This is a genomic window from Pseudomonas sp. B15(2017), from assembly GCF_002113215.1.
Classification (GTDB): Bacteria; Pseudomonadota; Gammaproteobacteria; order Pseudomonadales; family Pseudomonadaceae; genus Aquipseudomonas.
The window spans coordinates 139,735-164,344 of record NZ_NEJZ01000005.1; the positions used below are offsets into that span (position 1 = coordinate 139,735).

The 24,610-nt window shown below is 59.7% G+C and carries 23 protein-coding genes; 22 read left to right on the forward strand and 1 reads right to left on the reverse strand.

What is annotated here, in order from left to right; all coding sequences use genetic code 11:
• Positions 1-44: 44 nt before the first annotated feature.
• From CAF73_RS09910 to ispD, 14 genes are all read left to right on the forward strand, one after another.
• Positions 45-548 carry an OmpH family outer membrane protein gene (locus CAF73_RS09910; protein WP_003222140.1) on the forward strand — a complete coding sequence of 168 codons (504 nt, stop codon included), beginning with the start codon at positions 45-47 and terminating at the stop codon, positions 546-548.
• Between the two features lie 3 nt (positions 549-551).
• Positions 552-1,607 (forward strand): UDP-3-O-(3-hydroxymyristoyl)glucosamine N-acyltransferase, encoded by a 1,056-nt coding sequence (gene lpxD, locus CAF73_RS09915; RefSeq protein WP_085697332.1) that lies wholly within the window; start codon positions 552-554, stop codon positions 1,605-1,607.
• Positions 1,608-1,713: 106 nt separating this feature from the next.
• Entirely contained in the window at positions 1,714-2,154 is a 441-nt protein-coding gene (gene fabZ / locus CAF73_RS09920) for a 3-hydroxyacyl-ACP dehydratase FabZ (protein ID WP_003222142.1), read from the forward strand.
• The gene (gene lpxA, locus CAF73_RS09925; RefSeq protein WP_085702586.1) at positions 2,151-2,927 is read left to right on the forward strand and encodes an acyl-ACP--UDP-N-acetylglucosamine O-acyltransferase; all 777 of its coding nucleotides are present in this window, start codon (positions 2,151-2,153) and stop codon (positions 2,925-2,927) included. The genes fabZ and lpxA overlap by 4 nt, the downstream gene beginning before the upstream one ends.
• Positions 2,928-2,929: 2 nt before the next feature.
• Positions 2,930-4,060, forward strand: coding sequence for a lipid-A-disaccharide synthase (gene lpxB, locus CAF73_RS09930; protein WP_085697334.1), 1,131 nt, complete (start codon positions 2,930-2,932; stop codon positions 4,058-4,060).
• A gap of 11 nt (positions 4,061-4,071) precedes the next feature.
• On the forward strand, positions 4,072-4,698 hold the full coding sequence (rnhB, locus tag CAF73_RS09935; protein WP_139834830.1) for a ribonuclease HII: 627 nt from the start codon (positions 4,072-4,074) through the stop codon (positions 4,696-4,698).
• Between the two features lie 76 nt (positions 4,699-4,774).
• Positions 4,775-8,296 carry a DNA polymerase III subunit alpha gene (dnaE, locus tag CAF73_RS09940; RefSeq protein ID WP_085702588.1) on the forward strand — a complete coding sequence of 1,174 codons (3,522 nt, stop codon included), beginning with the start codon at positions 4,775-4,777 and terminating at the stop codon, positions 8,294-8,296.
• A 139-nt stretch (positions 8,297-8,435) separates the two neighbouring features.
• Positions 8,436-9,383 (forward strand): acetyl-CoA carboxylase carboxyltransferase subunit alpha, encoded by a 948-nt coding sequence (locus CAF73_RS09945; protein WP_064379018.1) that lies wholly within the window; start codon positions 8,436-8,438, stop codon positions 9,381-9,383.
• Between the two features lie 147 nt (positions 9,384-9,530).
• Entirely contained in the window at positions 9,531-10,859 is a 1,329-nt protein-coding gene (gene tilS, locus CAF73_RS09950) for a tRNA lysidine(34) synthetase TilS (protein WP_085702589.1), read from the forward strand.
• A 274-nt stretch (positions 10,860-11,133) separates the two neighbouring features.
• Positions 11,134-12,765: a CTP synthase gene (locus CAF73_RS09955; protein ID WP_085697338.1), complete on the forward strand. Its 1,632-nt coding sequence runs from the start codon at positions 11,134-11,136 to the stop codon at positions 12,763-12,765.
• 5 nt (positions 12,766-12,770) lie between these two features.
• Positions 12,771-13,616 carry a 3-deoxy-8-phosphooctulonate synthase gene (gene kdsA, locus CAF73_RS09960; RefSeq protein WP_085697339.1) on the forward strand — a complete coding sequence of 282 codons (846 nt, stop codon included), beginning with the start codon at positions 12,771-12,773 and terminating at the stop codon, positions 13,614-13,616.
• 156 nt (positions 13,617-13,772) lie between these two features.
• The gene (gene eno / locus CAF73_RS09965; RefSeq protein WP_085702590.1) at positions 13,773-15,062 is read left to right on the forward strand and encodes a phosphopyruvate hydratase; all 1,290 of its coding nucleotides are present in this window, start codon (positions 13,773-13,775) and stop codon (positions 15,060-15,062) included.
• A 171-nt stretch (positions 15,063-15,233) separates the two neighbouring features.
• Entirely contained in the window at positions 15,234-15,512 is a 279-nt protein-coding gene (gene ftsB / locus CAF73_RS09970) for a cell division protein FtsB (RefSeq protein ID WP_085697341.1), read from the forward strand.
• Positions 15,509-16,216 carry a 2-C-methyl-D-erythritol 4-phosphate cytidylyltransferase gene (ispD, locus tag CAF73_RS09975; RefSeq protein ID WP_085702591.1) on the forward strand — a complete coding sequence of 236 codons (708 nt, stop codon included), beginning with the start codon at positions 15,509-15,511 and terminating at the stop codon, positions 16,214-16,216. Before ftsB ends, ispD begins: the two co-directional genes overlap by 4 nt.
• Here ispD and CAF73_RS09980 read toward each other — a convergent pair.
• On the reverse strand, positions 16,213-17,109 hold the full coding sequence (locus CAF73_RS09980; protein ID WP_007954817.1) for a LysR substrate-binding domain-containing protein: 897 nt from the start codon (positions 17,107-17,109) through the stop codon (positions 16,213-16,215). The two genes, ispD and CAF73_RS09980, sit on opposite strands and share 4 nt — an antisense overlap.
• Positions 17,110-17,224: 115 nt before the next feature.
• Here CAF73_RS09980 and CAF73_RS09985 point away from each other — a divergent pair, with 115 nt between their 5' ends.
• The 8 genes from CAF73_RS09985 (at position 17,225) to rpoS (ending at position 24,431) form a co-directional block, all read left to right on the forward strand.
• Positions 17,225-18,337, forward strand: a complete 1,113-nt coding sequence (locus CAF73_RS09985) for an S-(hydroxymethyl)glutathione dehydrogenase/class III alcohol dehydrogenase (RefSeq protein ID WP_085702592.1) — start codon at positions 17,225-17,227, stop codon at positions 18,335-18,337.
• Between the two features lie 55 nt (positions 18,338-18,392).
• Positions 18,393-19,238, forward strand: coding sequence for an S-formylglutathione hydrolase (gene fghA, locus CAF73_RS09990; RefSeq protein WP_085697344.1), 846 nt, complete (start codon positions 18,393-18,395; stop codon positions 19,236-19,238).
• Positions 19,239-19,281: 43 nt separating this feature from the next.
• Positions 19,282-19,755 carry a 2-C-methyl-D-erythritol 2,4-cyclodiphosphate synthase gene (gene ispF, locus CAF73_RS09995; RefSeq protein ID WP_085702593.1) on the forward strand — a complete coding sequence of 158 codons (474 nt, stop codon included), beginning with the start codon at positions 19,282-19,284 and terminating at the stop codon, positions 19,753-19,755.
• Positions 19,752-20,810: a tRNA pseudouridine(13) synthase TruD gene (gene truD / locus CAF73_RS10000; protein ID WP_011332702.1), complete on the forward strand. Its 1,059-nt coding sequence runs from the start codon at positions 19,752-19,754 to the stop codon at positions 20,808-20,810. The genes ispF and truD overlap by 4 nt, the downstream gene beginning before the upstream one ends.
• Positions 20,798-21,547: a 5'/3'-nucleotidase SurE gene (gene surE, locus CAF73_RS10005; RefSeq protein ID WP_085702594.1), complete on the forward strand. Its 750-nt coding sequence runs from the start codon at positions 20,798-20,800 to the stop codon at positions 21,545-21,547. Before truD ends, surE begins: the two co-directional genes overlap by 13 nt.
• A 41-nt stretch (positions 21,548-21,588) precedes the next feature.
• Positions 21,589-22,224, forward strand: a complete 636-nt coding sequence (locus CAF73_RS10010) for a protein-L-isoaspartate(D-aspartate) O-methyltransferase (RefSeq protein ID WP_170844894.1) — start codon at positions 21,589-21,591, stop codon at positions 22,222-22,224.
• A gap of 211 nt (positions 22,225-22,435) precedes the next feature.
• Entirely contained in the window at positions 22,436-23,317 is an 882-nt protein-coding gene (locus tag CAF73_RS10015; RefSeq protein ID WP_085702595.1) for a peptidoglycan DD-metalloendopeptidase family protein, read from the forward strand.
• Positions 23,318-23,423: 106 nt separating this feature from the next.
• Positions 23,424-24,431, forward strand: a complete 1,008-nt coding sequence (gene rpoS / locus CAF73_RS10020; protein WP_007954831.1) for an RNA polymerase sigma factor RpoS — start codon at positions 23,424-23,426, stop codon at positions 24,429-24,431.
• Positions 24,432-24,610 lie beyond the last annotated feature (179 nt).

Below are 24,610 nucleotides of genomic sequence, written 5' to 3' on the forward strand. Positions count from 1 at the left end.
CGTCTGACCCAAGACAACGACAATGGATTTTGTAGGAGTGCATCGTGCGTAAGTTGACTCAATTGGTTCTTCTGGCCTCCGTACTGGTGGCAGGTCCGGCATTTGCCGACATGAAAATCGCTGTTCTGAACTATCAGATGGCTCTGCTGGAATCTGACGCGGCCAAGAAATACGCCGTGGACGCCGAGAAGAAGTTCGGCCCGCAACTGACCAAGCTCAAGACCCTGGAGAGCAGCGCCAAGGGCATTCAGGACCGTCTGATGGCCGGTGGCGACAAGATGCAGCAAGGCGAGCGCGAGCGTCTGGAGCTCGAGTTCAAGCAAAAGGCCCGTGACTTCCAGTTCCAATCCAAGGAACTGAACGAAGCCAAGGCTGTTGCCGACCGCGAAATGCTCAAGCAACTGAAGCCGAAACTGGATAGCGCAGTGGAAGAAGTTATCAAGAAAGGTGGTTTTGACCTGGTGTTCGAGCGTGGCGCAGTCATCGATGTCAAACCTCAGTACGACATCACGCGCCAGGTTATCGAGCGCATGAATCAGCTGAAGTAACCCATGACCGTGACCATCAAGCTCGGCCAGTTGGCCGAGCTCCTCGGCGCTACCCTGAGTGGCGACCCCGAGAAGCAAATTACTGGGCTAGCCACCTTGCAGGAGGCTGGCCCAGCTCAGTTGAGCTTTCTGGCAAACCCTCAATACCGTAAATACCTGGCTAACTCGCAAGCCGCGGCCCTGTTGCTCAAGGCTGCCGACGCCGAAAGTTATGCCGGTGATGCGCTGGTGGTGCCGGATCCTTATCTGGCTTACGCACGCATTTCCCATTTGTTCGATCCGAAGCCCAAGGCAACTGCCGGCGTTCACTCGACGGCGGTGATTGCCGAGGATGCCGTGGTCGATCCGAGCGCCAGTATCGGTCCCTTCGTGGTGATCGAGTCCGGTGCGCGAATCGGCGCAGACGTAACGCTCGGTGCGCATTGCGTCGTCGGTGCCCGCAGTGAAATCGGTGAGGGCGGCTGGCTGGCACCGCGGGTCACGCTGTATCACGACGTACGCATCGGCAAGCGGGTGGTGATTCAGTCCGGTGCCGTGCTTGGCGGTGAAGGCTTCGGCTTTGCCAACGAGAAGGGCATCTGGCAGAAAATCGCCCAGATCGGTGGCGTGACCATCGGTGACGATGTGGAGATCGGCGTGAATACCGCCATCGACCGCGGCGCACTGGCCGATACCGTGATTGGCAATGGCGTGAAGCTCGACAACCAGATTCAGATCGCCCACAACGTGCAGGTCGGTGACCACACCGCCATGGCCGCGTGCGTGGGGATTTCCGGCAGCACCAAGATCGGCAAGCACTGCATGCTCGCCGGGGGGGTTGGCCTGGTAGGGCACATCGATATTTGCGACAACGTATTCCTGACCGGAATGACCATGGTGACCCACTCGATTACCGAGCCGGGTGCCTACTCTTCCGGCACAGCTATGCAACCTGCGGCCGAATGGCGTAAAAGCGCGGCTCGTATTCGTCAGCTCGATGACATCGCGCGACGTTTGAAACAGCTGGAAAAGCGGTCCGGGGAAGTGACCCCTGACGGTAATGCTTCATCTGAAGGCTGATACCATTTCCATATCAAGTGTGCACAGCCTCTGGACTGCCTCCTTGATTTGCTAGAGGAGTGCGCGTCAGTCGCGCTCCCAATCTTTACATAGGCTTCCCCCCGAAATGATGGACATCAACGAGATTCGCGAATACCTGCCTCACCGTTACCCGTTCCTGCTGGTGGACCGGGTAGTGGAGCTGGATACGGAAGGCAAGCGCATTCGCGCCTACAAGAATGTCAGCATCAACGAACCGTTCTTCAATGGTCACTTCCCTGCGCACCCGATCATGCCGGGCGTGCTGATCATCGAAGCCATGGCTCAGGCTGCCGGGATCCTTGGTTTCAAGATGCTTGACGTGAAACCTGCCGACGGCACCCTCTACTACTTCGTCGGTTCCGACAAACTGCGCTTCCGCCAGCCAGTGCTGCCGGGCGATCAGTTGATCCTCGAAGCCAAGTTCATCAGTTGCAAGCGTCAGATCTGGAAGTTCGAATGCCAGGCTTCGGTCGATGGCAAGCCGGTCTGCTCGGCTGAAATCATCTGTGCGGAACGCAAGCTATGAGTTTGATTGACCCTCGCGCAATCATCGATCCGTCGGCCGTCCTGGCTGATGGCGTCGAGGTCGGCCCGTGGTCGATCATCGGTGCAGGTGTGGAAATCGGCGAGGGAACGGTCATCGAGCCACACGTGATCCTCAAAGGTCCGACCCGTATCGGCAAGCACAACCGCATCTACCAGTTTTCCTCGGTAGGCGAAGACACGCCGGACCTGAAATACAAGGGCGAAGAAACCCGCCTGGTGATTGGTGACCACAACGTCATCCGCGAAGGCGTGACGATTCACCGTGGCACCGTTCAGGATCGGTCCGAAACGACCCTGGGCGATCACAACCTGATCATGGCCTATGCCCACATCGGCCATGACAGCGTCATCGGCAATCACTGCATCCTGGTCAACAACACCGCGCTGGCCGGCCATGTGCACGTCGCTGACTGGGCGATTCTGTCCGGTTTCACCCTGGTGCATCAGTATTGCCATATCGGCGCCCACAGCTTTTCCGGCATGGGCACTGCGATCGGCAAGGATGTACCAGCGTTCGTCACCGTATTCGGCAACCCGGCCGAAGCGCGCAGCATGAACTTCGAGGGCATGCGCCGTCGCGGTTTCAGCGAAGACGCCATTCACGCTCTGCGCCGCGCGTACAAAACGGTGTATCGCCAGGGTCTGACAGTCGAACAGGCGCTGGCCGAACTGGCCGAACCCTCTGCCCAGTTCCCGGAAGTCGCGATGTTCCGTGACTCCATCCAGTCGTCGACTCGCGGCATCACCCGCTGACCATGGCCAATCTGCGTATTGCGCTGGTGGCGGGGGAGGCTTCCGGTGACATTCTGGGCGCCGGGCTGATGCGCGCCCTCAAGGCACAGCATCCTGCGGTGGAGTTCATCGGTGTCGGCGGTCCGTTGATGCAGGCCGAGGGCCTGACCTCCTATTTTCCGATGGAGCGTTTGTCGGTCATGGGGCTGGTGGAAGTCCTGGGGCGGCTGCGTGAACTGCTCAAGCGCCGCAAGGACCTGATCGCGACGCTTATCGCTGAAAAACCGGATGTATTCATCGGCATCGATGCGCCGGACTTCAACCTCAATATCGAACTCAAGCTGCGTCAGGCCGGGATCAAGACCGTGCACTACGTCAGCCCTTCGGTGTGGGCATGGCGGCAGAAGCGGGTCCTGAAGATCCGCGAAGGCTGCGACCTGATGCTCACGCTGCTGCCATTCGAAGCCAGATTCTACGAAGAGAAGGGCGTACCGGTGCGGTTCGTCGGCCATACGCTGGCCGACACCATTCCACTGGAGGCCGATCGCAGTGCGGCGCGTGCCGAACTCGGTCTGCCGGACGGTCCGCTGGTGGCTTTGATGCCCGGCAGTCGGGGCGGCGAAGTCAGTCGTCTGGGTGCGCTGTTCCTCGATACCGCCCAACGTCTGCGTGCCATGCGTCCCGGCGTGCGTTTCGTCATACCGTGCGCCAACCCCGAGCGTCGTGCCCAGCTCGAAGAGCTGCTGGCCGGTCGCGATCTGCCGGTGACCCTGCTCGATGGCAAATCCCATCTGGCCTTGGCAGCTTGCAATGCGGTACTGATCGCGTCGGGTACGGCAACCCTGGAAGCGCTGCTGTACAAGCGTCCGATGGTCGTGGCCTACCGGCTTGCGCCCCTGACGTTCTGGATTCTCAAACGCATGGTCAAGAGTCCGTACGTGTCCCTGCCGAACCTGCTGGCTCAGCGATTGCTGGTCCCGGAATTGTTGCAGGATGATGCGACGGTCGAAGCGCTTGCCCAGACCCTGTCGCCGTTGATCGACGGTGGCGAAGAGCAGACTCGTGGCTTCGACGAGATCCATCGCACTCTGCGCCTGGACGCTTCCAATCAGGCGGCTGACGCCGTTCTGAACCTGATCGGGCAAACACGATGAGCAAGACAAGCATGCAGATGGGCCTGGATTTCACCTTGGTCGCCGAAGTCGAAGAACTGGTGGCCGGTGTCGACGAAGTCGGTCGCGGCCCGTTGTGCGGTGCGGTCGTCACGGCGGCGGTGATCCTCGACCCGAGCCGCCCGATTCTCGGTCTCAACGACTCGAAAAAACTCACCGAAGCCAAGCGCGAAAAGCTTTACGACGAAATCTGCGAGAAGGCTTTGAGCTGGTGCATCGCCCGCGCCGAAGTCGAAGAGATCGACGAACTGAACATCCTTCATGCCACCATGCTGGCGATGCAGCGCGCGGTCGCCGGCCTGCACATCCAGCCGAAACTGGCGATGATCGATGGCAATCGCTGCCCGAAACTGCCGATGCGTTCCGAAGCGGTGGTCAAGGGCGACAGCAAGGTCCCGGCCATCGCCGCGGCCTCGATTCTGGCCAAGGTCAGTCGCGATCGCGAGATGACGGCGTTCGAATTGATCTATCCGGGTTACGGCATCGGTGGCCACAAAGGTTACCCGACGCCCGTTCATCTGGAAGCGCTGGTGCGTTTGGGGCCGACGCCGATTCATCGGCGTTCTTTTGCCCCGGTTCGGCAGGCTTATGAAGCGCTGGAAGGCCTGACGCCGGTTTAGCGGCGAGGCTGATGTTTTATTCGAGGCCCGGTACAATCCGGGCCTTGTTGTCTCTATGTAACTGGACAGGATCACTATGCCGGCTTCATTCGTTCATCTACGCCTGCACACTGAATACTCCCTGGTCGACGGGCTGGTGCGGATCAAGCCGCTGGTCAAGGCCTTGACCAGCATGGGCATGCCGGCCGTTGCGGTGACCGATCAGAACAACATGTGTTCGCTGGTCAAGTTCTATAAAAACACCATGGGCGCCGGGATCAAGCCGATCTGCGGCGCCGACCTGTGGCTGTCGAACAAGGACCCCGATGGTCCGCTGAGCCGCATCAGCCTGCTGGTCATGAATGCCCAGGGCTATCGCAACCTGACCGAGCTGATTTCCCGTGGCTTCATCGAAGGTCAGCGCAACGGCATGATCATCATCGAGCGCGAATGGGTCGCCGAGGCCAACGAAGGCCTGATCATGCTGTCCGCCGCCAAAGAGGGCGAGATCGGCATGGCCATGATCGGCGGCAATCCCGCCGAGGCCGAAACCCTGACGCGCGAATGGATGGCGGTGTTCCCGGATCGTTTTTATCTGGAAGTCCAGCGCACCAACCGTCCGAACGATGAAGAACAGCTGCACGGCGCCGTCGCCCTGGCCGACAAGCTCGGTGCTCCGCTGGTCGCCACCAACGATGTGCGGTTCATCAAGCAGGAGGATTTCGAGGCTCACGAAACCCGCGTCTGCATCGGCGAAGGCCGGGCCCTCGACGATCCGCGCCGTTCAAAGAACTACAGCGACCAGCAGTATCTGAAAAGCGCCGAGGAAATGGCCGAGCTGTTCAGCGACCTGCCGGATGCGGTGGAAAACACCGTCGAGATCGCCAAGCGCTGCAACATCGACGTGAAGCTGGGCAAGCACTTCCTGCCTGACTACCCGATCCCCGATGGCATGACCATCGACGAGTATTTCCGCAAGGTGTCGTTCGATGGTCTGGAAGAGCGCCTCAGCGTGCTGCTGCCCAAGGACACCACCGAAGATTACGAGGCCAAGCGTCAGGTCTACGTCGACCGGCTGAATTTCGAGCTGGATATCATCATCCAGATGGGGTTCCCCGGTTATTTCCTGATCGTGATGGACTTTATCCAGTGGGCCAAGAACAACGGCGTGCCGGTGGGGCCGGGCCGGGGGTCGGGTGCCGGATCGCTGGTGGCCTATGTACAGAAGATCACCGACCTCGACCCGTTGGAATATGACCTGCTGTTCGAACGTTTCCTCAACCCGGAACGGGTATCGATGCCCGACTTCGACGTCGACTTCTGCATGGATGGTCGCGACCGGGTGATCGATTACGTGGCCGAAAAATACGGTCGCAACGCTGTAAGCCAGATCATCACTTTCGGTTCCATGGCGGCGAAGGCTGTGGTCCGCGACGTTGCGCGGGCCCAGGGCAAGTCGTTCGGCCTGGCGGATCGCCTGTCGAAGATGATTCCGTTCGAAGTCGGCATGACCCTGGAAAAGGCCTACGAACAGGAAGAAATCCTGCGCGACTTCATCAAGGTCGATGAAGAAGCGGCGGAAATCTGGGAAATGGCACGCAAGCTCGAAGGTGTGGTGCGTAACGTCGGTAAGCACGCCGGTGGTGTGGTGATCGCGCCGACCAAACTGACCGACTTCTCGCCGATCTATTGCGACGAGGCCGGCGACGGTCTGGTAACCCAGTTCGACAAGGACGACGTCGAGGCAGCGGGTCTGGTGAAGTTCGACTTCCTCGGCTTGCGGACCCTGACGATCATCGACTGGGCGCTCAAGACCATCAACCGCGACCGCGCCAAGGTCAACGAGCCACCGCTGGACATCGCGTTTATCCCGCTCGATGACAAGCCGACTTATCAGCTGCTGCAAAAAGCTGAAACCACCGCGGTGTTCCAGCTTGAATCCCGTGGCATGAAAGAGCTGATCAAAAAGCTCAAGCCCGACTGCCTCGAAGACCTGATCGCACTGGTGGCCCTGTTCCGTCCGGGCCCGCTGCAATCGGGCATGGTGGATGACTTCATCAACCGTAAGCACGGTCGCGCGGAACTGGCGTACCCACACCCGGATTACCAGTACGAAGGCCTGCAACCGGTGCTGGCGCCGACGTACGGCATCATCCTGTATCAGGAACAGGTGATGCAGATCGCCCAGGTCATGGCCGGTTACACCCTCGGTGGTGCGGACATGCTGCGTCGGGCGATGGGTAAAAAGAAACCTGAGGAAATGGCCAAGCAACGCGGCGGTTTCATCGAGGGTTGCGCGAAGAACAACATCGACGCGGATCTGGCCGGTAACATTTTCGACCTGGTAGAGAAATTCGCCGGTTACGGCTTCAACAAATCCCACTCCGCCGCCTACGGTCTTGTGTCGTACCAGACTGCCTGGCTGAAGGCTCACTACCCGGCGCCGTTCATGGCTGCGGTACTGTCGGCGGATATGCACAACACCGACAAGGTCGTGACCTTGATCGAGGAAGTGCGCACGATGAAGCTGCGGCTCGACGCGCCGGACGTGAACACTTCGGAGTTCAAGTTCACGGTGAACGACGAAGGCCGCATCGTGTATGGTCTGGGCGCAATCAAAGGCGTCGGCGAAGGCCCGGTGGAGGCGATCACCGAGGCCCGTCAGGCCGGTCCGTTCAAGGATCTGTTCGACTTCTGCGCCCGGGTCGACCTCAAACGCATCAACAAGCGCACGCTGGACGGTCTGATCCGCAGCGGCGCGCTGGATCGCCTCGGTCCGTTCTTCCATGACGAGCAAAAGGCTTATCAGGCCAATATCGACCGCAATCGCGCGGTCTTGCTGGCGGCGATGGAAGAAGCCATCAAGTCGGCCGAACAGACTGCGCGCACCCGAGACAGTGGTCATGCCGACCTGTTTGGCGGGTTGTTCGTCGAGGAAGACGCAGACGTTTACGCGCTGCATCGCAAGGCCAAGGAGTTGACCCTCAAGGAACGCCTCAAGGGTGAAAAGGACACTCTTGGCCTGTACCTGACCGGCCATCCGATCGACGAATACGAAGGTGAAATCCGCCGGTTTGCCCGTCAGCGCATCATCGACCTGAAACCGGCCCGCGACACCCAGACCGTGGCGGGGATGATCATTGCCCTGCGGGTGATGAAGAACAAAAAGGGCGACAAGATGGGCTTCATCACCCTCGACGACCGCTCCGGGCGGATCGAGGCGTCGCTGTTCGCCGATGCGTTTCACTCCGCGCAATCGCTGCTTCAGACCGATGCGATGGTGGTGGTCGAAGGTGAGGTCAGCAACGATGACTTCTCCGGTGGCCTGCGGCTGCGGGTCAAGCGGGTGATGAGCATGGAAGATGCGCGCACCAACCTCGCCGAGAGTCTGCGCCTGAAGTTGCAGACCCAGGATCTTAAAGGCGATCAGCTACGCTGGTTGGGTGATTTGCTCAAGCGTCATCGCGGGGCGTGCCCGATCACCATGGAATACACCAGTCCCGATGCGAAGACCTTGCTGCAGTTTGGCGAGACCTGGCGGATCGACCCGGCGGATGCCTTGATTCAAGCCCTGCGTGACCAGTTCGGGCGAGACAACGTCTTCCTCCAATACCGTTGACCGGCAGGTGCCATCAAAGCGCCTGCCCACAACCTGAATTTTTAATCTCGACCTCAGCGCGCCTCTCCCTTAAGGTAGGGCGCGAATAGACAACCGGCCGGCCCAAGCTCATTTGGGACACGACCCAAGACGGACGCCTATGAACCCGAATTTTCTAGATTTCGAACAGCCGATCGCCGACCTGCAAGCCAAGATCGAAGAGTTGCGCTTGGTCGGTAATGACAATTCGCTGAATATCGGCGATGAGATCTCCCGCCTGCAGGACAAGAGCAAGACGCTGACCGAAGACATCTTCGGCAAGCTGACCAGCTGGCAGATCGCACGTCTGGCGCGTCACCCGAAACGTCCTTACACCCTGGACTACATCGACCACATCTTCACCGAGTTCGACGAACTGCACGGTGACCGTCACTTCTCCGACGACGCAGCCATTGTGGGCGGCGTGGCACGTCTGGAAGACCAGCCAGTGATGGTGATCGGTCACCAGAAGGGCCGTGAAGTGCGTGAAAAGGTACGCCGCAACTTCGGCATGCCGCGACCGGAAGGCTACCGCAAGGCTTGCCGCCTGATGGAAATGGCCGAGCGTTTCAAGATGCCGATCCTGACCTTCATCGACACCCCGGGCGCCTACCCAGGGATCGACGCCGAAGAGCGCAACCAGAGCGAAGCGATCGCCTGGAACCTGCGCGTCATGGCTCGTCTGAAAACCCCGATCATCGCCACCGTGATTGGTGAAGGTGGTTCGGGCGGCGCACTGGCGATCGGCGTGTGCGACCAGTTGAACATGCTGCAGTACTCGACCTACGCGGTGATTTCGCCGGAAGGTTGCGCTTCGATTCTGTGGAAAACCGCAGAGAAGGCGCCGGATGCTGCTGAAGCGATGGGTATCACCGCCGAGCGTCTGAAAGGCCTGGGCATTGTCGACAAAGTGATCAGCGAGCCTCTGGGCGGCGCTCACCGCGACCCGGCTGCGGCCGCCGCATCGATCCGCGCCGAGCTGAGCTCGCAACTGGCGATGCTGAAGAAGTTCGACAACGAAGCGCTGCTCAAGCGTCGTTACGATCGTCTGATGAGCTACGGCCTCTGATCGAACGCCATTTTGGCTGACAATGCAAAACACTGTGGGAGCGGGCTTGCCCGCGAATGCGATGTAACATTCAACAACTGTGTTGGCTGTTTCACCGCTTTCGCGAGCAAGCCCGCTCCCACATTTGGTTTGTGAAAAGGTAGATAAATGGGTCAGCCCTCGATTGATTTGCCTTCCAGGCTTCTGCGCAGTCTCACGCCCTGGCTCGATGCGGCTCATTGGCGTATCGCTTTCTCGGGCGGCCTCGACTCCACCGTCCTGCTGCACCTTCTGGCAACTCTCGCCAAATCCGAATCCCTTCCGCCGCTACGCGCAATCCATGTTCATCACGGTCTTCAGGCCGCGGCCGATGCGTGGCCGGCGCATTGCCAGGCTGTCTGTGATGCCTTGGGCATTCCATTGCAGATTGTTCACGTGACTGTGCAAAAGGGCGCCAGCCTTGAGCGTGCGGCGCGGGATGCTCGTTATGCGGCATTCACTTCGGCGACTCGGATCAATGATGTCTTGATGACGGGCCAGCACCGCGACGATCAGGCCGAAACGCTGTTGTTCCGCCTGCTGCGTGGCGCCGGTGTGCGCGGGCTGTCCGGAATGCCGGCCACGCGAGCGCTGGGGCAGGGCAGTCTGGTTCGGCCGTTGCTCGACGTCACGCGTTCAGAGCTGCAAGCCTACGCACAGGACCATGGCCTGCTCTGGGTCGAGGATCCGTCGAATCAGGATCGACAGTTTTCGCGCAACTACCTGCGCCACCAGGTCATGCCGCTGCTGGCTGGTCGCTGGCCTCAGGCTCACGCCAGCATGGCCCGCAGTGCGGCGCATCTGCGTGAGGCGCAAGGCTTGCTCGATGAGCTGGCGCAAATCGATCTGGCTCAAGCGAGCATGCCCGGTGGTTTCGAGTGGTCAGGATTGCCATCACTGGAGTTTGCGGCGATCGCGGGCTTGTCCGATGCCCGTCAACGAAACGCTCTCAGTCACTGGCTTGAGCCGCTGACCCGACTGCCGGATACCGACCATTGGTCGGGTTGGATCGACCTGCGCGATGCCGGTAACGATGCCGCTCCGGTGTGGCGTCTGGCGGATGGCGAGCTGCATCGAAGCGTCGGTCGTCTGTGGTGGCTCAGCGGGCAATGGTTGCGTACGCCGGTGGTCAGCGGCAGCTGGCACGACCTGTCGTCAGCGCTACGCTTGCCCCATAACGGGCATGTCATGTTCATCGGCCAGACTCCCGTGGGGCCGCTGCAAATCCGCTACCGTCAGGGCGGCGAGGTGATGGATCTGGCAGGGCGCGGTCATCGCGATCTCAAGCGCCTGCTCAATGAGCGCGCGGTGCCGGGTTTCGTGCGTGGCAGATTGCCGCTGCTGTTTCGCGATGAAGAATTGCTCGCCGTGGCGAACCTGCCGGGGCTCGACGGCAGTGCGCTGCAAGGCTGGCGATTGCATTGGCAGCCTTCGGACGAAGATCAAGGTTTGAGATGAAGGGGGCATTCCGGTAGACTACGCTCCCTTCTTGATACAACTTCTGTGGATTCGCCTGAATTGCAGGAGTTGCCGATTACCAAGCAGTCTTTGCTGGGCGATTCCAAAAAATGTGTAGCGAGCAACGTACCGGTGTTTCCACTTCCGGTCTGTCCCAACGCGGCGGTTTTTTTGAAAGGTGCACTGTGATTAATGCAGGTGATCGGGGGCTTCGGCCTTCCTTCGCTTTCCCCGGCGGCTCGGACCGCTTTAACGCAGACTTCTAGGGTTTTTCATGACGCGCTACATATTCGTCACGGGCGGTGTTGTTTCTTCTTTGGGGAAAGGCATTGCATCGGCTTCATTGGCGGCCATCCTGGAGGCGCGGGGGCTTAAGGTCACCATGCTGAAGCTGGATCCGTACATCAACGTCGACCCGGGCACCATGAGCCCGTTCCAGCACGGTGAAGTGTTCGTCACCCACGACGGCGCCGAGACCGACCTGGACCTGGGCCACTACGAGCGGTTCATCCGCACGACCATGACCCAGAACAACAACTTCACCACCGGCCGTGTCTACGAGCACGTGCTGCGCAAAGAGCGCCGTGGTGACTACCTGGGTGCAACCATCCAGGTGATTCCGCACATCACCGACGAAATCAAGCGTCGCATCATCAAGGGTGCCGGCGATGCCGACGTGGCCCTGGTGGAAATCGGCGGTACCGTTGGCGACATCGAATCGCAACCGTTCCTCGAAGCCATTCGCCAGTTGCGTGTGGAAGTCGGTTCCAAGCGCGCGATGCTGATGCACCTGACCCTGGTTCCGTACATCGCCACCGCTGGCGAAACCAAGACCAAGCCAACCCAGCACTCGGTAAAAGAGCTGCGTTCGATCGGTCTGCAGCCAGACGTGCTGATCTGCCGTTCCGACCATCCGGTGGATGTGTCGTCGCGTCGCAAGATCGCGTTGTTCACCAACGTTGAAGAACGTGCGGTGATCTCCCTGGAAGACGTCGATACCATCTACAAGATCCCGGCCGTGCTGCACGCTCAGGGTCTGGACGATTTCGTCGTCGAGCGATTCGGCCTGCAATGCAACGGCGCCGACTTGTCCGAGTGGGAAAAGGTCGTCGATGCCAAGCTCAATCCAGAGCACGAAGTCACCATCGCGATGGTCGGCAAGTACATGGAACTGCTGGACGCCTACAAGTCGCTGATCGAAGCGATGAGTCACGCCGGCATCACCAACCGTACCAAGGTCAACCTGCGCTACATCGATTCCGAAGACATCGAGAACCAGGGCACCGCGCTGCTGGAAGGCGTCGACGCGATCCTCGTTCCGGGCGGCTTCGGTCTGCGTGGCGTGGAAGGCAAGATCACTGCCGTTCAGTACGCTCGCGAAAACAAGGTTCCGTACCTGGGTATTTGCCTGGGCATGCAAGTGGCGGTCATCGAGTTCGCCCGTAACGTGCTGGGCTGGAAAGATGCCAACTCCACCGAGTTCGATCGCGCCAGCGGCCATCCGGTTGTCGGTCTGATCACCGAGTGGGAAGACGCCACCGGCGCCGTTGAAGTGCGTACCGAAGCGTCCGACCTGGGCGGCACCATGCGCCTCGGCGCTCAGGAATGCCTGCTCGAACCCGGCTCCAAGGTGCACGACTGCTACGGCAAGGATGTGATTGTCGAGCGTCACCGTCACCGTTACGAAGTGAACAACAACCTGCTGCCGCAGATCATCGAGGCCGGCCTGAAGATTTCCGGTCGTTCTTCCGATGCCGCGCTGGTTGAAGTGGTCGAAGCACCGGATCATCCATGGTTCGTCGCTTGCCAGTTCCACCCAGAGTTCACCTCGACGCCACGCGATGGCCATCCGCTGTTCAGCGGCTTCGTCAAAGCAGCATTGGCTCAACACCAGAAGAAGGCGTAACCCCGATGGCACAGAAAATCATCCGCGTCGGCGACATCGAGATTGCCAACGACAAGCCCATGGTGCTGTTCGGTGGCATGAACGTGCTGGAAAGCCGTGACATGGCCATGCAGGTTTGCGAAGAGTATGTGAGGGTCACCGAAAAACTCGGTATCCCTTACGTGTTCAAGGCCAGTTTCGACAAGGCCAACCGTTCTTCTGTGACCTCCTATCGCGGTCCTGGCCTGGAAGAGGGTATGCGCATCTTCCAGGACATCAAACAAGCCTTCGGCGTGCCGATCATCACCGACGTCCACGAGCCTGACCAGGCCGCGGTTGTCGCCGAGGTCTGCGACATCATCCAGCTGCCGGCCTTTCTGTCGCGCCAGACCGATCTGGTTGTCGCGATGGCCAAGACCAATGCCGTCATCAACATCAAGAAAGCCCAGTTCCTCGCACCTCAGGAAATGAAACACATCCTGAACAAGTGCGTGGAAGCGGGTAACGATCAGTTGATCCTCTGCGAGCGCGGTTCGAGCTTCGGCTACAACAACCTCGTGGTCGACATGCTCGGCTTCGGCATCATGAAGCAGTTCGAGTACCCGGTATTCTTCGACGTGACCCATTCGCTGCAGATGCCGGGCGGTCGTTCCGACTCCGCCGGCGGTCGCCGCGCCCAGGTCACCGACCTGGCCAAGGCTGGCATGAGCCAGTCGCTGGCGGGCCTGTTCCTTGAGGCGCACCCGGATCCGGACAACGCCAAATGCGACGGCCCTTGCGCCTTGCGTCTGGACAAACTGGAGCCATTCCTGGCCCAGCTCAAAGCCCTGGACGAACTGGTGAAGAGTTTTCCGACGGTAGAAACCGCGTAAACCTCAATTCTCCGGTAAAGTACCGCACGATTTGTCGCTCATGCCCTCGGGTATGAGCGTTGTCGTCTGCAAGCTGCCCGTTGCACAACACTTGCCGACGGTAAAAAGATTTCCTCTAGCTGCGTCGTTTTCGTCAACTTTGGAGTGTTTACAACAATGGCAAAAATCGTCGACATCAAAGGTCGTGAAGTTCTCGACTCCCGTGGCAATCCCACCGTGGAAGCGGACGTGCTTCTCGACAACGGCATCATCGGCAGCGCCTGCGCGCCGTCCGGTGCATCCACTGGCTCGCGTGAAGCACTCGAGCTGCGTGATGGCGACAAGAGCCGTTATCTGGGCAAGGGCGTGCTCAAGGCGGTAGCCAACATCAACGGTCCGATCCGCGATCTGCTGCTGGGCACCGACCCAAGCGACCAGAAAGCCCTGGATCACGCGATGATCAAGCTGGACGGTACTGATAACAAAGCGACCTTGGGCGCCAACGCCATCCTCGCCGTCTCCCTGGCGGCGGCCAAGGCAGCTGCACAGGATCAGGACCTGCCGCTGTACGCTCACATCGCCAACCTGAACGGCACCCCGGGCGTTTACTCGATGCCGGTTCCGATGATGAACATCATCAACGGTGGCGAACATGCCGACAACAACGTCGACATCCAGGAATTCATGGTTCAGCCGGTCGGCGCCAAGTCTTTCTCGGAAGGCCTGCGCATGGGCACCGAGATTTTCCATCACCTGAAAGCCGTTCTGAAGGCCCGTGGCCTGAGCACTGCCGTGGGTGACGAAGGCGGTTTCGCGCCGAACCTGGCTTCCAACGAAGACGCGCTGAAAGTGATTTCCGAAGCCGTTGCCAACGCTGGTTACAAGCTGGGCACCGACGTGACACTGGCTCTGGACTGCGCGGCCAGCGAGTTCTTCGAAGACGGCAAGTACAACCTGTCCGGCGAAGGCCAGGTGTTCACCGCTGAAGGTTTCGCCGACTACCTCAAAGGTCTGACTGAACGTTACCCGATCATCTCGATCGAAGACGGTCTGGACGAGTCCGATTGGGCTGGCTGGAAGATCCTCACCGACAAGATCGGCGCCAAGACCCAACTGGTTGGCGACGACCTGTTCGTGACCAACACCAAGATCCTGAAAGAAGGCATCGACAAGAAGATCGCCAACTCGATCCTGATCAAGTTCAACCAGATCGGCACCCTGACCGAAACCCTGGAAGCCATCCAGATGGCCAAGGCTGCCGGTTACACCGCCGTGATCTCGCACCGTTCGGGCGAAACCGAAGATTCGACCATCGCCGACCTGGCCGTGGGTACTTCGGCTGGCCAGATCAAGACCGGCTCTCTGTGCCGTTCCGACCGCGTTTCCAAGTACAACCAACTGCTGCGTATCGAAGAGCAGTTGAATGGCAAGGCCAAGTACAACGGTCGCAGCGAGTTTCGCGGCTGAGCAGTAAATGATAGAAAGACACCGGATTGTGTCGGAAAAGTCGTGACAGCGATGGATTTGCCACTAATCTGATGCCTTATATGCACAAGCCTGGATATTCCAGGCTTCGTGCTATCAGATGCTTCAAAGTTTTGACGTGGCTGTCTTTTTTCACTGGATACCTGATATTCGATGCGCAGTCCTTACTGGTTGTTTCTCGTCTTGCTCTTGCTGCTGGCCGGTCTGCAGTACCGCCTGTGGGTGGGCAATGGCAGTCTGGCGCAAGTCGCCGAACTGAATCAGCAGATTGCTGAACAGCACGCCGAGAACGAAGCCTTGCTGGAGCGCAACCGGGTGATGGACGCTGAAGTCAGCGAGTTGAAGAAAGGCATGGAGACCGTTGAAGAGCGGGCTCGTCACGAACTGGGCATGGTCAAGGACGGCGAAACCCTTTACCAGTTGGCCCAATGATCGATTCCCTGCCGGCCTTCTGGGCCGTGATTCCTGCCGCGGGCATCGGTGCCCGTATGGCCGCGGACCGTCCCAAGCAATATCTGCAACTGGGCGGGCGCACAATTCTCGAACACAGCCTCGGCTGTTTCCTCGATCACCCGAGCCTCAAGGGGCTGGTGGTCAGTCTTGCCGTCGATGACCCTTACTGGCCGAACCTGGCCAGCGCCAGCGATCCGCGAATTCAGCGGGTCGACGGTGGAGCCGAACGTTCCGGCTCGGTACTCAATGCCTTGCTTCATCTGCATGCCCAAGGTGCCGACGATGAGGATTGGGTGCTGGTGCACGATGCGGCACGGCCCAATCTGAGCCGTGACGATCTCGACAAACTGCTCGCTGAACTGGCAAACGATCCGGTCGGCGGCTTGCTGGCCGTGCCGGCGAAGGACACCCTGAAACGGGTCGACAAACACGGTCGAGTGTTGGAAACCGTGGATCGCAGCGTGATCTGGCAAGCCTATACGCCGCAGATGTTCCGACTCGGTGCCTTACACCGGGCTTTGGCTGACAGTCTGGTGGCGAATGCAGTCATCACCGATGAAGCTTCGGCGATGGAGTGGGCCGGGTTGGCGCCGCGCCTGATCGAAGGCCGAGCGGATAATCTGAAAGTCACCCGCCCCGAAGATCTCGAATGGTTGCGCCAGCGCTGGGCCAATCGTCGTTAAATCCGGTACTCCGGCCGTTCGGCCAAACCTTCCTTGAGAAAATCCACCAGCTTGCGCACCTTGGGCGACAAGTGCCGCTGCTGTGGATACAACGCCCACACTGCCGTATTCGGCGGTTGATGCGCCTCCAACAAAGAAATCAACGCACCGCTGTGCAGATGTTCCAGCACGTAATAGTCCGGCAGCTGACACAATCCGACGCCTTGTAAGGCTGCATCCAGCACTGCTTGCCCACTGTTGCAGCGCCAGTTTCCCTGCACCCGTTGGGAAAATTCCCGCCCGTTTTGTTCAAGCTGCCAGATGTCCGAGCTGCCGATCAGGCAATTGTGTCGCCCTAGTTCCGACAGGCTGTGTGGGCGCCCGTACCGTTCCAGGTAGGAGGGCGACGCACACAAATACATGCGCCGCGGTGCCAGTCGGGTCGCCACCAGCCGGGAATCCTGAAGACGACCGAGGCGGATCGCCAGGTCCAGGCCTTCGTGCACCAGATCGAGTTGGCGGTTGGTCAGTTCAATGTCGATGCGCAATTGCGGGTAATGCCCCATGAACCGGGTCACCAGCGGCACGATGAAGCGTTCGCCATACGCCACGGCGCAGGTCATACGCAGCATGCCTTTGGGTTCGCTGGTCAGGTCGCCGACTGCGCGCAACGCTTCTTCGCGACCGTCCTGCAGGCGCTGACAATGTTGCAGAAAGGTCTGGCCGGCTTCGGTCAGTGTGACGCGCCGGGTGCTGCGGTACAGCAGTCGCGTCTGCAAACGCTCTTCCAGTCGTACGATTTGTCGACTGATGTGCGAGGAAGAAACGCCCAGGCGTTCGGCAGCCGCGGTGAATTGGCTGCATTCGGCAACGGCGACGAACTCGTCGATGCCTTCCCAGCGGTTTTCAGACATCGGGATTATCCCTGTATGGCAATAATGTTTTGCTTTTGCCCGGATTATTCATCAAGCGGCGCTGGACTACACTCCTTGTCTGGTTTTTATTCAATGGATTCACTGGAGAGTCAGCATGATCAAGTCGCGCGCCGCCGTTGCCTTCGAGGCCAAGAAGCCGCTGGAAATCGTAGAAGTCGATGTCGCCATGCCCAAGGCCGGTGAAGTGTTGCTGCGCGTGGTGGCTTCCGGGGTTTGCCACACTGACGCTTACACCCTGTCCGGTGCTGACCCGGAAGGTATCTTCCCGTCGATCCTCGGCCACGAGGGTGGCGCCATCGTTGAAGCGATCGGCGAAGGCGTGACTTCCGTGGCCGTCGGCGACCACGTCATTCCGCTGTACACCCCGGAATGCGGTCAGTGCAAGTTCTGCAAGTCGGGCAAGACCAACCTGTGTCAGGCCATTCGCACCACCCAGGGCAAGGGCCTGATGCCGGACGGCACTTCGCGCTTTTCCTACAAGGGTCAAACGATTTTCCACTACATGGGTACCTCGACGTTCTCCGAGTACATCGTGCTGCCGGAAATCTCCGTGGCCAAGATCTCCAAGGATGCGCCGCTGGAAAAGGTCTGCCTGCTCGGTTGCGGCGTGACCACCGGGATCGGTGCGGTGATCAACACCGCCAAGGTCAAACCGGGCGACACCGTGGCCATCTTCGGTCTCGGCGGTATCGGTCTGTCGGCGGTGATTGGTGCAGTGAAGGCCAAGGCTTCGCGCATCATCGCCATCGACATCAACCCGGCCAAGTTCGAAATCGCCAGGCAACTGGGTGCCACCGACTGCGTGAACCCGAAAGACTTCGATCGTCCGATCCAGGAAGTGATCGTCGACATGACCGATGGCGGCGTCGACTTCTCCTTCGAATGCATCGGCAACGTGCAACTGATGCGCGCAGCCCTCGAGTGCTGTCATAAAGGCTGGGGCGAGTCGGTGATCATCGGCGTGGCCGGTGCTGGCCAGGAAATCGCCACCCGTCCATTCCAGTTGGTGACCGGTCGCGTCTGGCGCGGTTCGGCGTTCGGCGGCGTGCGTGGCCGTACCGAATTGCCAAGCTATGTCGACATGGCACAGAGCGGCGAAATCCCGCTGGACACCTTCATCACCCACACCATGGGCCTGGAAGACATCAACAAGGCCTTCGACCTGATGCACGAAGGCAAGAGCATCCGTACCGTCATTCATTTCTGATCAATCGCGATGCCACGGTTGCCAGTGTGCAGCCGTGGTTGCGTAGGAGTCCTACATGAGTCTGGAAAACATCTCCTGTCAGAAAAGTTTCGGCGGCTGGCACAAACGCTATCGGCATCGCTCCGAGGTGCTGGGCTGCGACATGGTGTTCGCCGTGTACCTGCCGCCGCAGGCAGAGCAGGGCGGCAAGTTGCCGGTGCTGTACTGGCTGTCGGGCCTGACCTGCACGGACGAGAACTTCATGCAGAAAGCCGGCGCGATGCGCATGGCGGCCGAGCTTGGCCTGATCATCGTGGCGCCGGACACCAGCCCGCGTGGCCCGGATGTACCGGGTGATCCCGACGGGGCCTGGGATTTCGGTCTCGGTGCCGGGTTCTATCTGAATGCCACGCAGGAACCATGGTCGCGTCACTATCGGATGCATGACTATGTCGTGCAGGAATTGCCTTCACTGGTTGAAGCGCATTTCCCGGCCTCGGACAAGCGCAGCATCAGCGGCCACTCCATGGGCGGTCACGGTGCGCTGGTCTGTGCGTTGCGCAATCCGGGACGTTACCAGTCGGTGTCAGCGTTTTCGCCGATCAACAATCCGATGGATTGCCCGTGGGGTCAGAAAGCGTTCAGCCGCTATCTGGGCGAAGACCGTTCGAAATGGCGCGAATGGGATGCCTGTGCACTGATCGCCGACGCGGACGAGAAACTGCCTTTGCTGGTTGATCAGGGTGACCGCGACGACTTCCTCGCCACCCAGCTCAAACCCGAAGCCCTGCAACAAGCGGCAAAGCAAGCGGGTCATCCGCTGACGTTGCGCCTGCAACCGGGCTACGACCACAGCTATTTCTTCATTGCGAGCTTCATTGACGACCACTTGCAGCATCACGCGCGCGCTCTGAAGGGTTAATGCAGGTAGAATCACGCCCTGACAAAATTCGGGGCGTTTTTTTATGCGTATTGGCCACGGCTATGATGTGCACCGTTTCGCTGAAGGCGATTTCATTACTCTGGGCGGCGTGCGAATCGCACACGGCTTCGGGCTGCTCGCTCACTCCGACGGTGACGTCCTGCTGCACGCCTTGAGCGATGCCTTGCTCGGCGCGGCTGCGCTGGGTGATATCGGCAAGCATTTCCCGGACACCGACCCGCAATTCAAGGGCGCCGACAGTCGTGTGCTGCTGCGGCATGTGGTCAGCCTGATCCACGCCAAAGGCTGGAAGGTCGGCAACGTCGACAACACCATCGTTGCTCAGGCCCCCAAAATGGCCCCCCATATCGAATCGATTCGCGCGCTGATTGCCGCGGATCTGCAAGTAGAACTGGATCAAGTGAACGTGAAAGCCACCACCACCGAGAAGCTCGGTTTCGTCGGTCGCGAAGAAGGCATTGCCGTGCATTCCGTTGCCTTGTTGTTGCGCGCATGAACGAACTGCAACTGCTCGGCCCGCGGGCCTATGGTGACGCCCTTGGCACCGCCGTACTGAAAGCCATCGCCGAAGATTTCCAGGTCGATGAAGTGCTCGACATTCCCTTCAGCGGTGATGGTGAGCACCTGTGGATCTGGGTGGAAAAGCGCGGTCTGAACACCGAAGAAGCGGCACGACGCATCGCCAAGGCTGCCGGCGTGCCATTGCGTACGGTCAGCTATGCCGGCCTGAAGGATCGTCAGGCGCTGACCCGTCAGTGGTTCAGCGTGCAACTGCCGGGCAAGGCTGATCCGGATCTGTCGGCGGCGGAAAACGATACGCTGAAAATCCTCAAGACCACTCGACACAAGCGCAAGCTGCAACGCGGTGCGCATTCGGCCAACGGTTTCACCTTGCGCCTGACCCAGTTCAATGGCGACAAAGCCGCCATCGACGAGCGTCTGCAACTGATCGCCAAACAAGGTATCCCGAACTACTTCGGCGCTCAGCGTTTCGGCCATGATGGCGGCAATGTCGTCGATGCCCGTTCGTGGGCGGCGCGCAAGGCACTGCCGGAGCAGCGCAACGTGCGTTCGCGCCTGCTGTCGACCGCGCGCAGTTTTCTGTTCAATCAGGTACTCGCGGCGCGGGTGGCCGATGGCACCTGGCAACGTGCCCAGGTCGGCGATCTGCTGGCGTTCACCGACAGCCGCAGCTTTTTTCCGGCAGGTGAAGCCGAGTGCAGTGACCCGCGTCTGGCGATTCTCGACCTGCACCCGACCGGCCCGCAGTGGGGCGAAGGTGACTCGCCGGCGGCCGGGGTTGTCCATGATCTGGAGCAGGGGATTGCCGCACGCGAGGCGGATCTGCGTGATTGGTTGATTAATGCCGGTATGAGCCACGAACGTCGCATCCTGCGGCTGCCCATTGGCGGGTTGACGTGGCATTATCCCGAGCCTGACATTCTGCAACTGGAATTCGTCCTCCCGGCCGGATGCTTCGCCACCGTATTGGTGCGCGAACTCGTTGATCTGGTGCCGGTGGGGCAGACGGACAGCCCATGCGTATTCTGATTTCTAACGATGATGGGGTGACTGCGCCCGGTCTTGCCGCGCTTTATGCTGCGCTGGCGGATTACACCGAGTGCGTGGCTATCGCCCCGGAACAGGACAAGAGCGGTGCCAGCAGTTCGCTGACACTCGACCGTCCGTTGCACCCGCAATACCTGGACAACGGTTTTATCAGCCTCAATGGCACGCCGACCGACTGCGTCCACCTGGGGCTCAACGGTTTGCTGGAACGCGTGCCGGACATGGTGGTTTCGGGCATCAACCTCGGCGCCAACCTGGGTGATGACGTGCTGTATTCCGGAACGGTGGCAGCCGCCCTCGAGGGCCGCTTTCTCGAGCGCCCGTCGTTTGCCTTCTCGCTGGTTTCGCGGCTGGTCGACAACCTGCCTACGGCGGCCTACTTTGCGCGCAAACTGGTCGAAGCCCACGCCGTGCTCGATCTGCCACCGCGCACAGTGTTGAACGTGAACATTCCTAATCTGCCGATCGATCGCATTCGCGGCATTCAACTGACCCGTCTCGGCCATCGCGCCCGTGCGGCGGCACCGATGAAAGTCGTGGACCCGCGCGGCAAGGCCGGTTATTGGATTGCGGCGGCAGGTGACGCGGAAGACGGCGGCCCGGGTACCGATTTCCATGCGGTGATGCAGGGTTACGTATCCATTACTCCGTTGCAGCTCGATCGCACCTTCAATGATGCCTTCAGAAGTCTCGACGGCTGGCTGGAGGGGCTCAATTAATGGCTCGTGAACAAGACGACAGGCTGCGCAGCGGCATCGGGATGACGTCCCAGCGAACCCGAGAGCGCCTGATCCAGCGTCTTTACGAAGAGGGTGTTTCCAACGCCAGCGTGCTGGAAGTGATCCGTCGGACCCCGCGACACCTGTTTGTCGATGAAGCGCTGGCGCACCGTGCCTATGAGGACACCGCACTGCCGATCGGCAACAACCAGACCATTTCCCAGCCTTATATGGTGGCGCGCATGAGCGAACTGCTGCTGGAGGCCGGGCCGCTGGATAAGGTACTGGAGATCGGCACCGGTTCCGGTTATCAGACGGCGGTGCTGTCGCAACTGGTCGAGCGGGTGTTCTCGGTGGAGCGCATCAAGGTGCTGCAGGATCGGGCCAAGGAACGCCTGGTCGAGCTCAACCTGCGCAACGTAGTGTTTCGTTGGGGCGATGGCTGGGAAGGCTGGCCGGCGCTGGCGCCGTACAACGGCATCATTGTCACTGCGGTGGCGACCGATGTGCCTCAGGCTTTGCTGGATCAACTGGCACCGGGCGGGCGGATGGTAATCCCGGTCGGCTCGGGTGAAGTGCAGCAATTGATGCTGATCGTGCGCGAAGAAAACGGCTTCTCCCGGCACGTTTTGGGGGCGGTACGTTTCGTGCCATTGCTCAACGGTCCGCTGGCCTGAGCATTTGTTCCAGGATGCTGAATTCCTGTCGAACGTGCCTGTCTTACAGCGGCAGTGAATGTTTAAACAGGATGGATCGTCTACAGGCAAACGTGTGCGCCGAGCGATAGCGCTTCTATAAAGGTAAAGCCGGTTGCGCCCGTTATACTTGCGAAGTTTCATGCCGGAATCGGCACTCCACATTTTTCAGCCACCACAAAGGGAGCGGCGGGTGAGTCTCACAGTCATTGCGCAGCGTATGGGTAACACGAGCTTTCAGCGCCTGGTGACTGGCCTTGTCTTGAGCACCTTGCTGGTCGGTTGCTCCAGCACAAAATCGAACAACGTCCGGGTCGTCGATCGCAACAATTCGGTGGCCCAGCGTCCGGTCGTAACGACCGGGCAGTATGTAGTCCGTCCGGGCGATACGTTGTTTTCCATCGCTTTTCGCTACGGCTGGGACTACAAAGCCCTCGCCGCCCGGAACAATATTCCTACGCCATACACGATACATCCGGGTCAGACGATTCGCTTCGACGGTCGCACCGGTTCAACGCCGACGGCGGTCGTCAGCAACTCCGGTTCTTCAGCGTCTTCGTCCAGCAAAACCACGGTTATCCGGCGTCAGGCAAATGGCACGACGACCACCACAACCACGGGTTCCGGGGCCGCTTCCACGGCGGTTGTACCGTCCGTCGCCAGCAAGCCCGCGCCTGCTCCACTGCCTCCACCGGGCCCGGCCCCGACCGGCTGGGGATGGCCATCTAATGGCATTCTGATTGGTAAATTCTCTTCAAACGGTAGTTTGAATAAAGGAATTGATATCGCCGGAGATTTGGGACAGCCTGTTTTAGCTGCGTCTGATGGGACGGTGGTTTACGCCGGGAGTGGCTTAAGGGGCTACGGCGAATTAGTCATCATCAAACACAGCGAAACCTACGTCAGTGCTTACGGACACAACCGTCGGCTGTTGGTACGGGAGGGGCAGCAGGTCAAGGTCGGACAGACAATTGCCGAAATGGGGTCAACGGGTACAGACCGGGTGAAACTGCATTTTGAGATTCGCCGACAAGGTAAACCTGTAGATCCGCTGCAGTTCCTGCCAAGACGTTGATTTGCAGACCAGCCTGTTTCTTCACGTAGAGGGGACAGGCTCCAGCGTTGCCAAGGATAAAGGCGCCGCTTGAGCTTGGGGTCGAACTCACCAAAGGACTATAACAATGGCTCTCAGTAAAGAAGTGCCGGAGTTTGACATCGACGATGAGGTTCTCCTGATGGAGACCGGCATCGATTCGGATTCGATGTCGAATGATGAAGGGGCTGCTCCACCTTCCGTTCGTGCCAAATCCAAACACTCCGCTTCACTTAAACAACACAAGTACATCGATTACACTCGGGCACTCGATGCCACGCAGCTGTACCTCAACGAAATCGGCTTTTCCCCACTGCTCTCCCCGGAAGAAGAAGTTCATTTTGCGCGCTTGTCGCAAAGTGGCGACCCTGCCGGGCGCAAGCGCATGATTGAAAGTAACCTGCGGCTGGTGGTCAAAATCGCCCGGCGTTACGTCAATCGGGGGCTGTCGCTGCTGGATCTCATCGAAGAGGGCAACCTCGGACTGATCCGCGCGGTGGAAAAGTTCGATCCCGAGCGTGGCTTCCGCTTCTCGACCTACGCGACCTGGTGGATCCGTCAGACCATCGAACGCGCGATCATGAATCAGACCCGGACCATCCGGTTGCCGATCCATGTGGTCAAGGAGCTCAACGTGTACCTGCGGGCCGCACGGGAGCTGACGCAAAAGCTCGACCACGAACCCTCACCCGAAGAAATCGCCAACCTGCTGGAAAAACCGGTGGGCGAGGTCAAGCGCATGCTGGGCCTGAACGAGCGGGTTTCTTCGGTCGATGTCTCGCTGGGTCCGGATTCGGATAAAACCCTGCTGGACACCCTGACGGATGATCGTCCGACCGATCCATGTGAACTGCTGCAGGATGACGACCTGTCGCAGAGCATTGATCAATGGCTCTCGGAACTGACCGACAAGCAACGCGAGGTGGTCGTGCGCCGCTTCGGCTTGCGCGGCCACGAGAGCAGCACGCTGGAAGATGTAGGCCTGGAGATCGGCCTGACCCGGGAACGGGTGAGACAGATCCAGGTGGAAGGCCTCAAACGCCTTCGGGAAATTCTCGAGAAAAACGGCCTGTCGAGCGAGTCGCTGTTCCAATAAGCCGCCCGCGTGACCGCTATGCAAAAAGCCCCGACTGGTTCGGGGCTTTTTATTTGCGCTCTGGAAGCGGGAGGTTTTCCCGCCTTGTAGGTTTACTTTGTAAGCCTTTGCTGACTGTATCGTAAGTGTTCGTTATTTTTACCCTGCCGCTGAAGGCTATTGCGCTCGTTTTATATTCA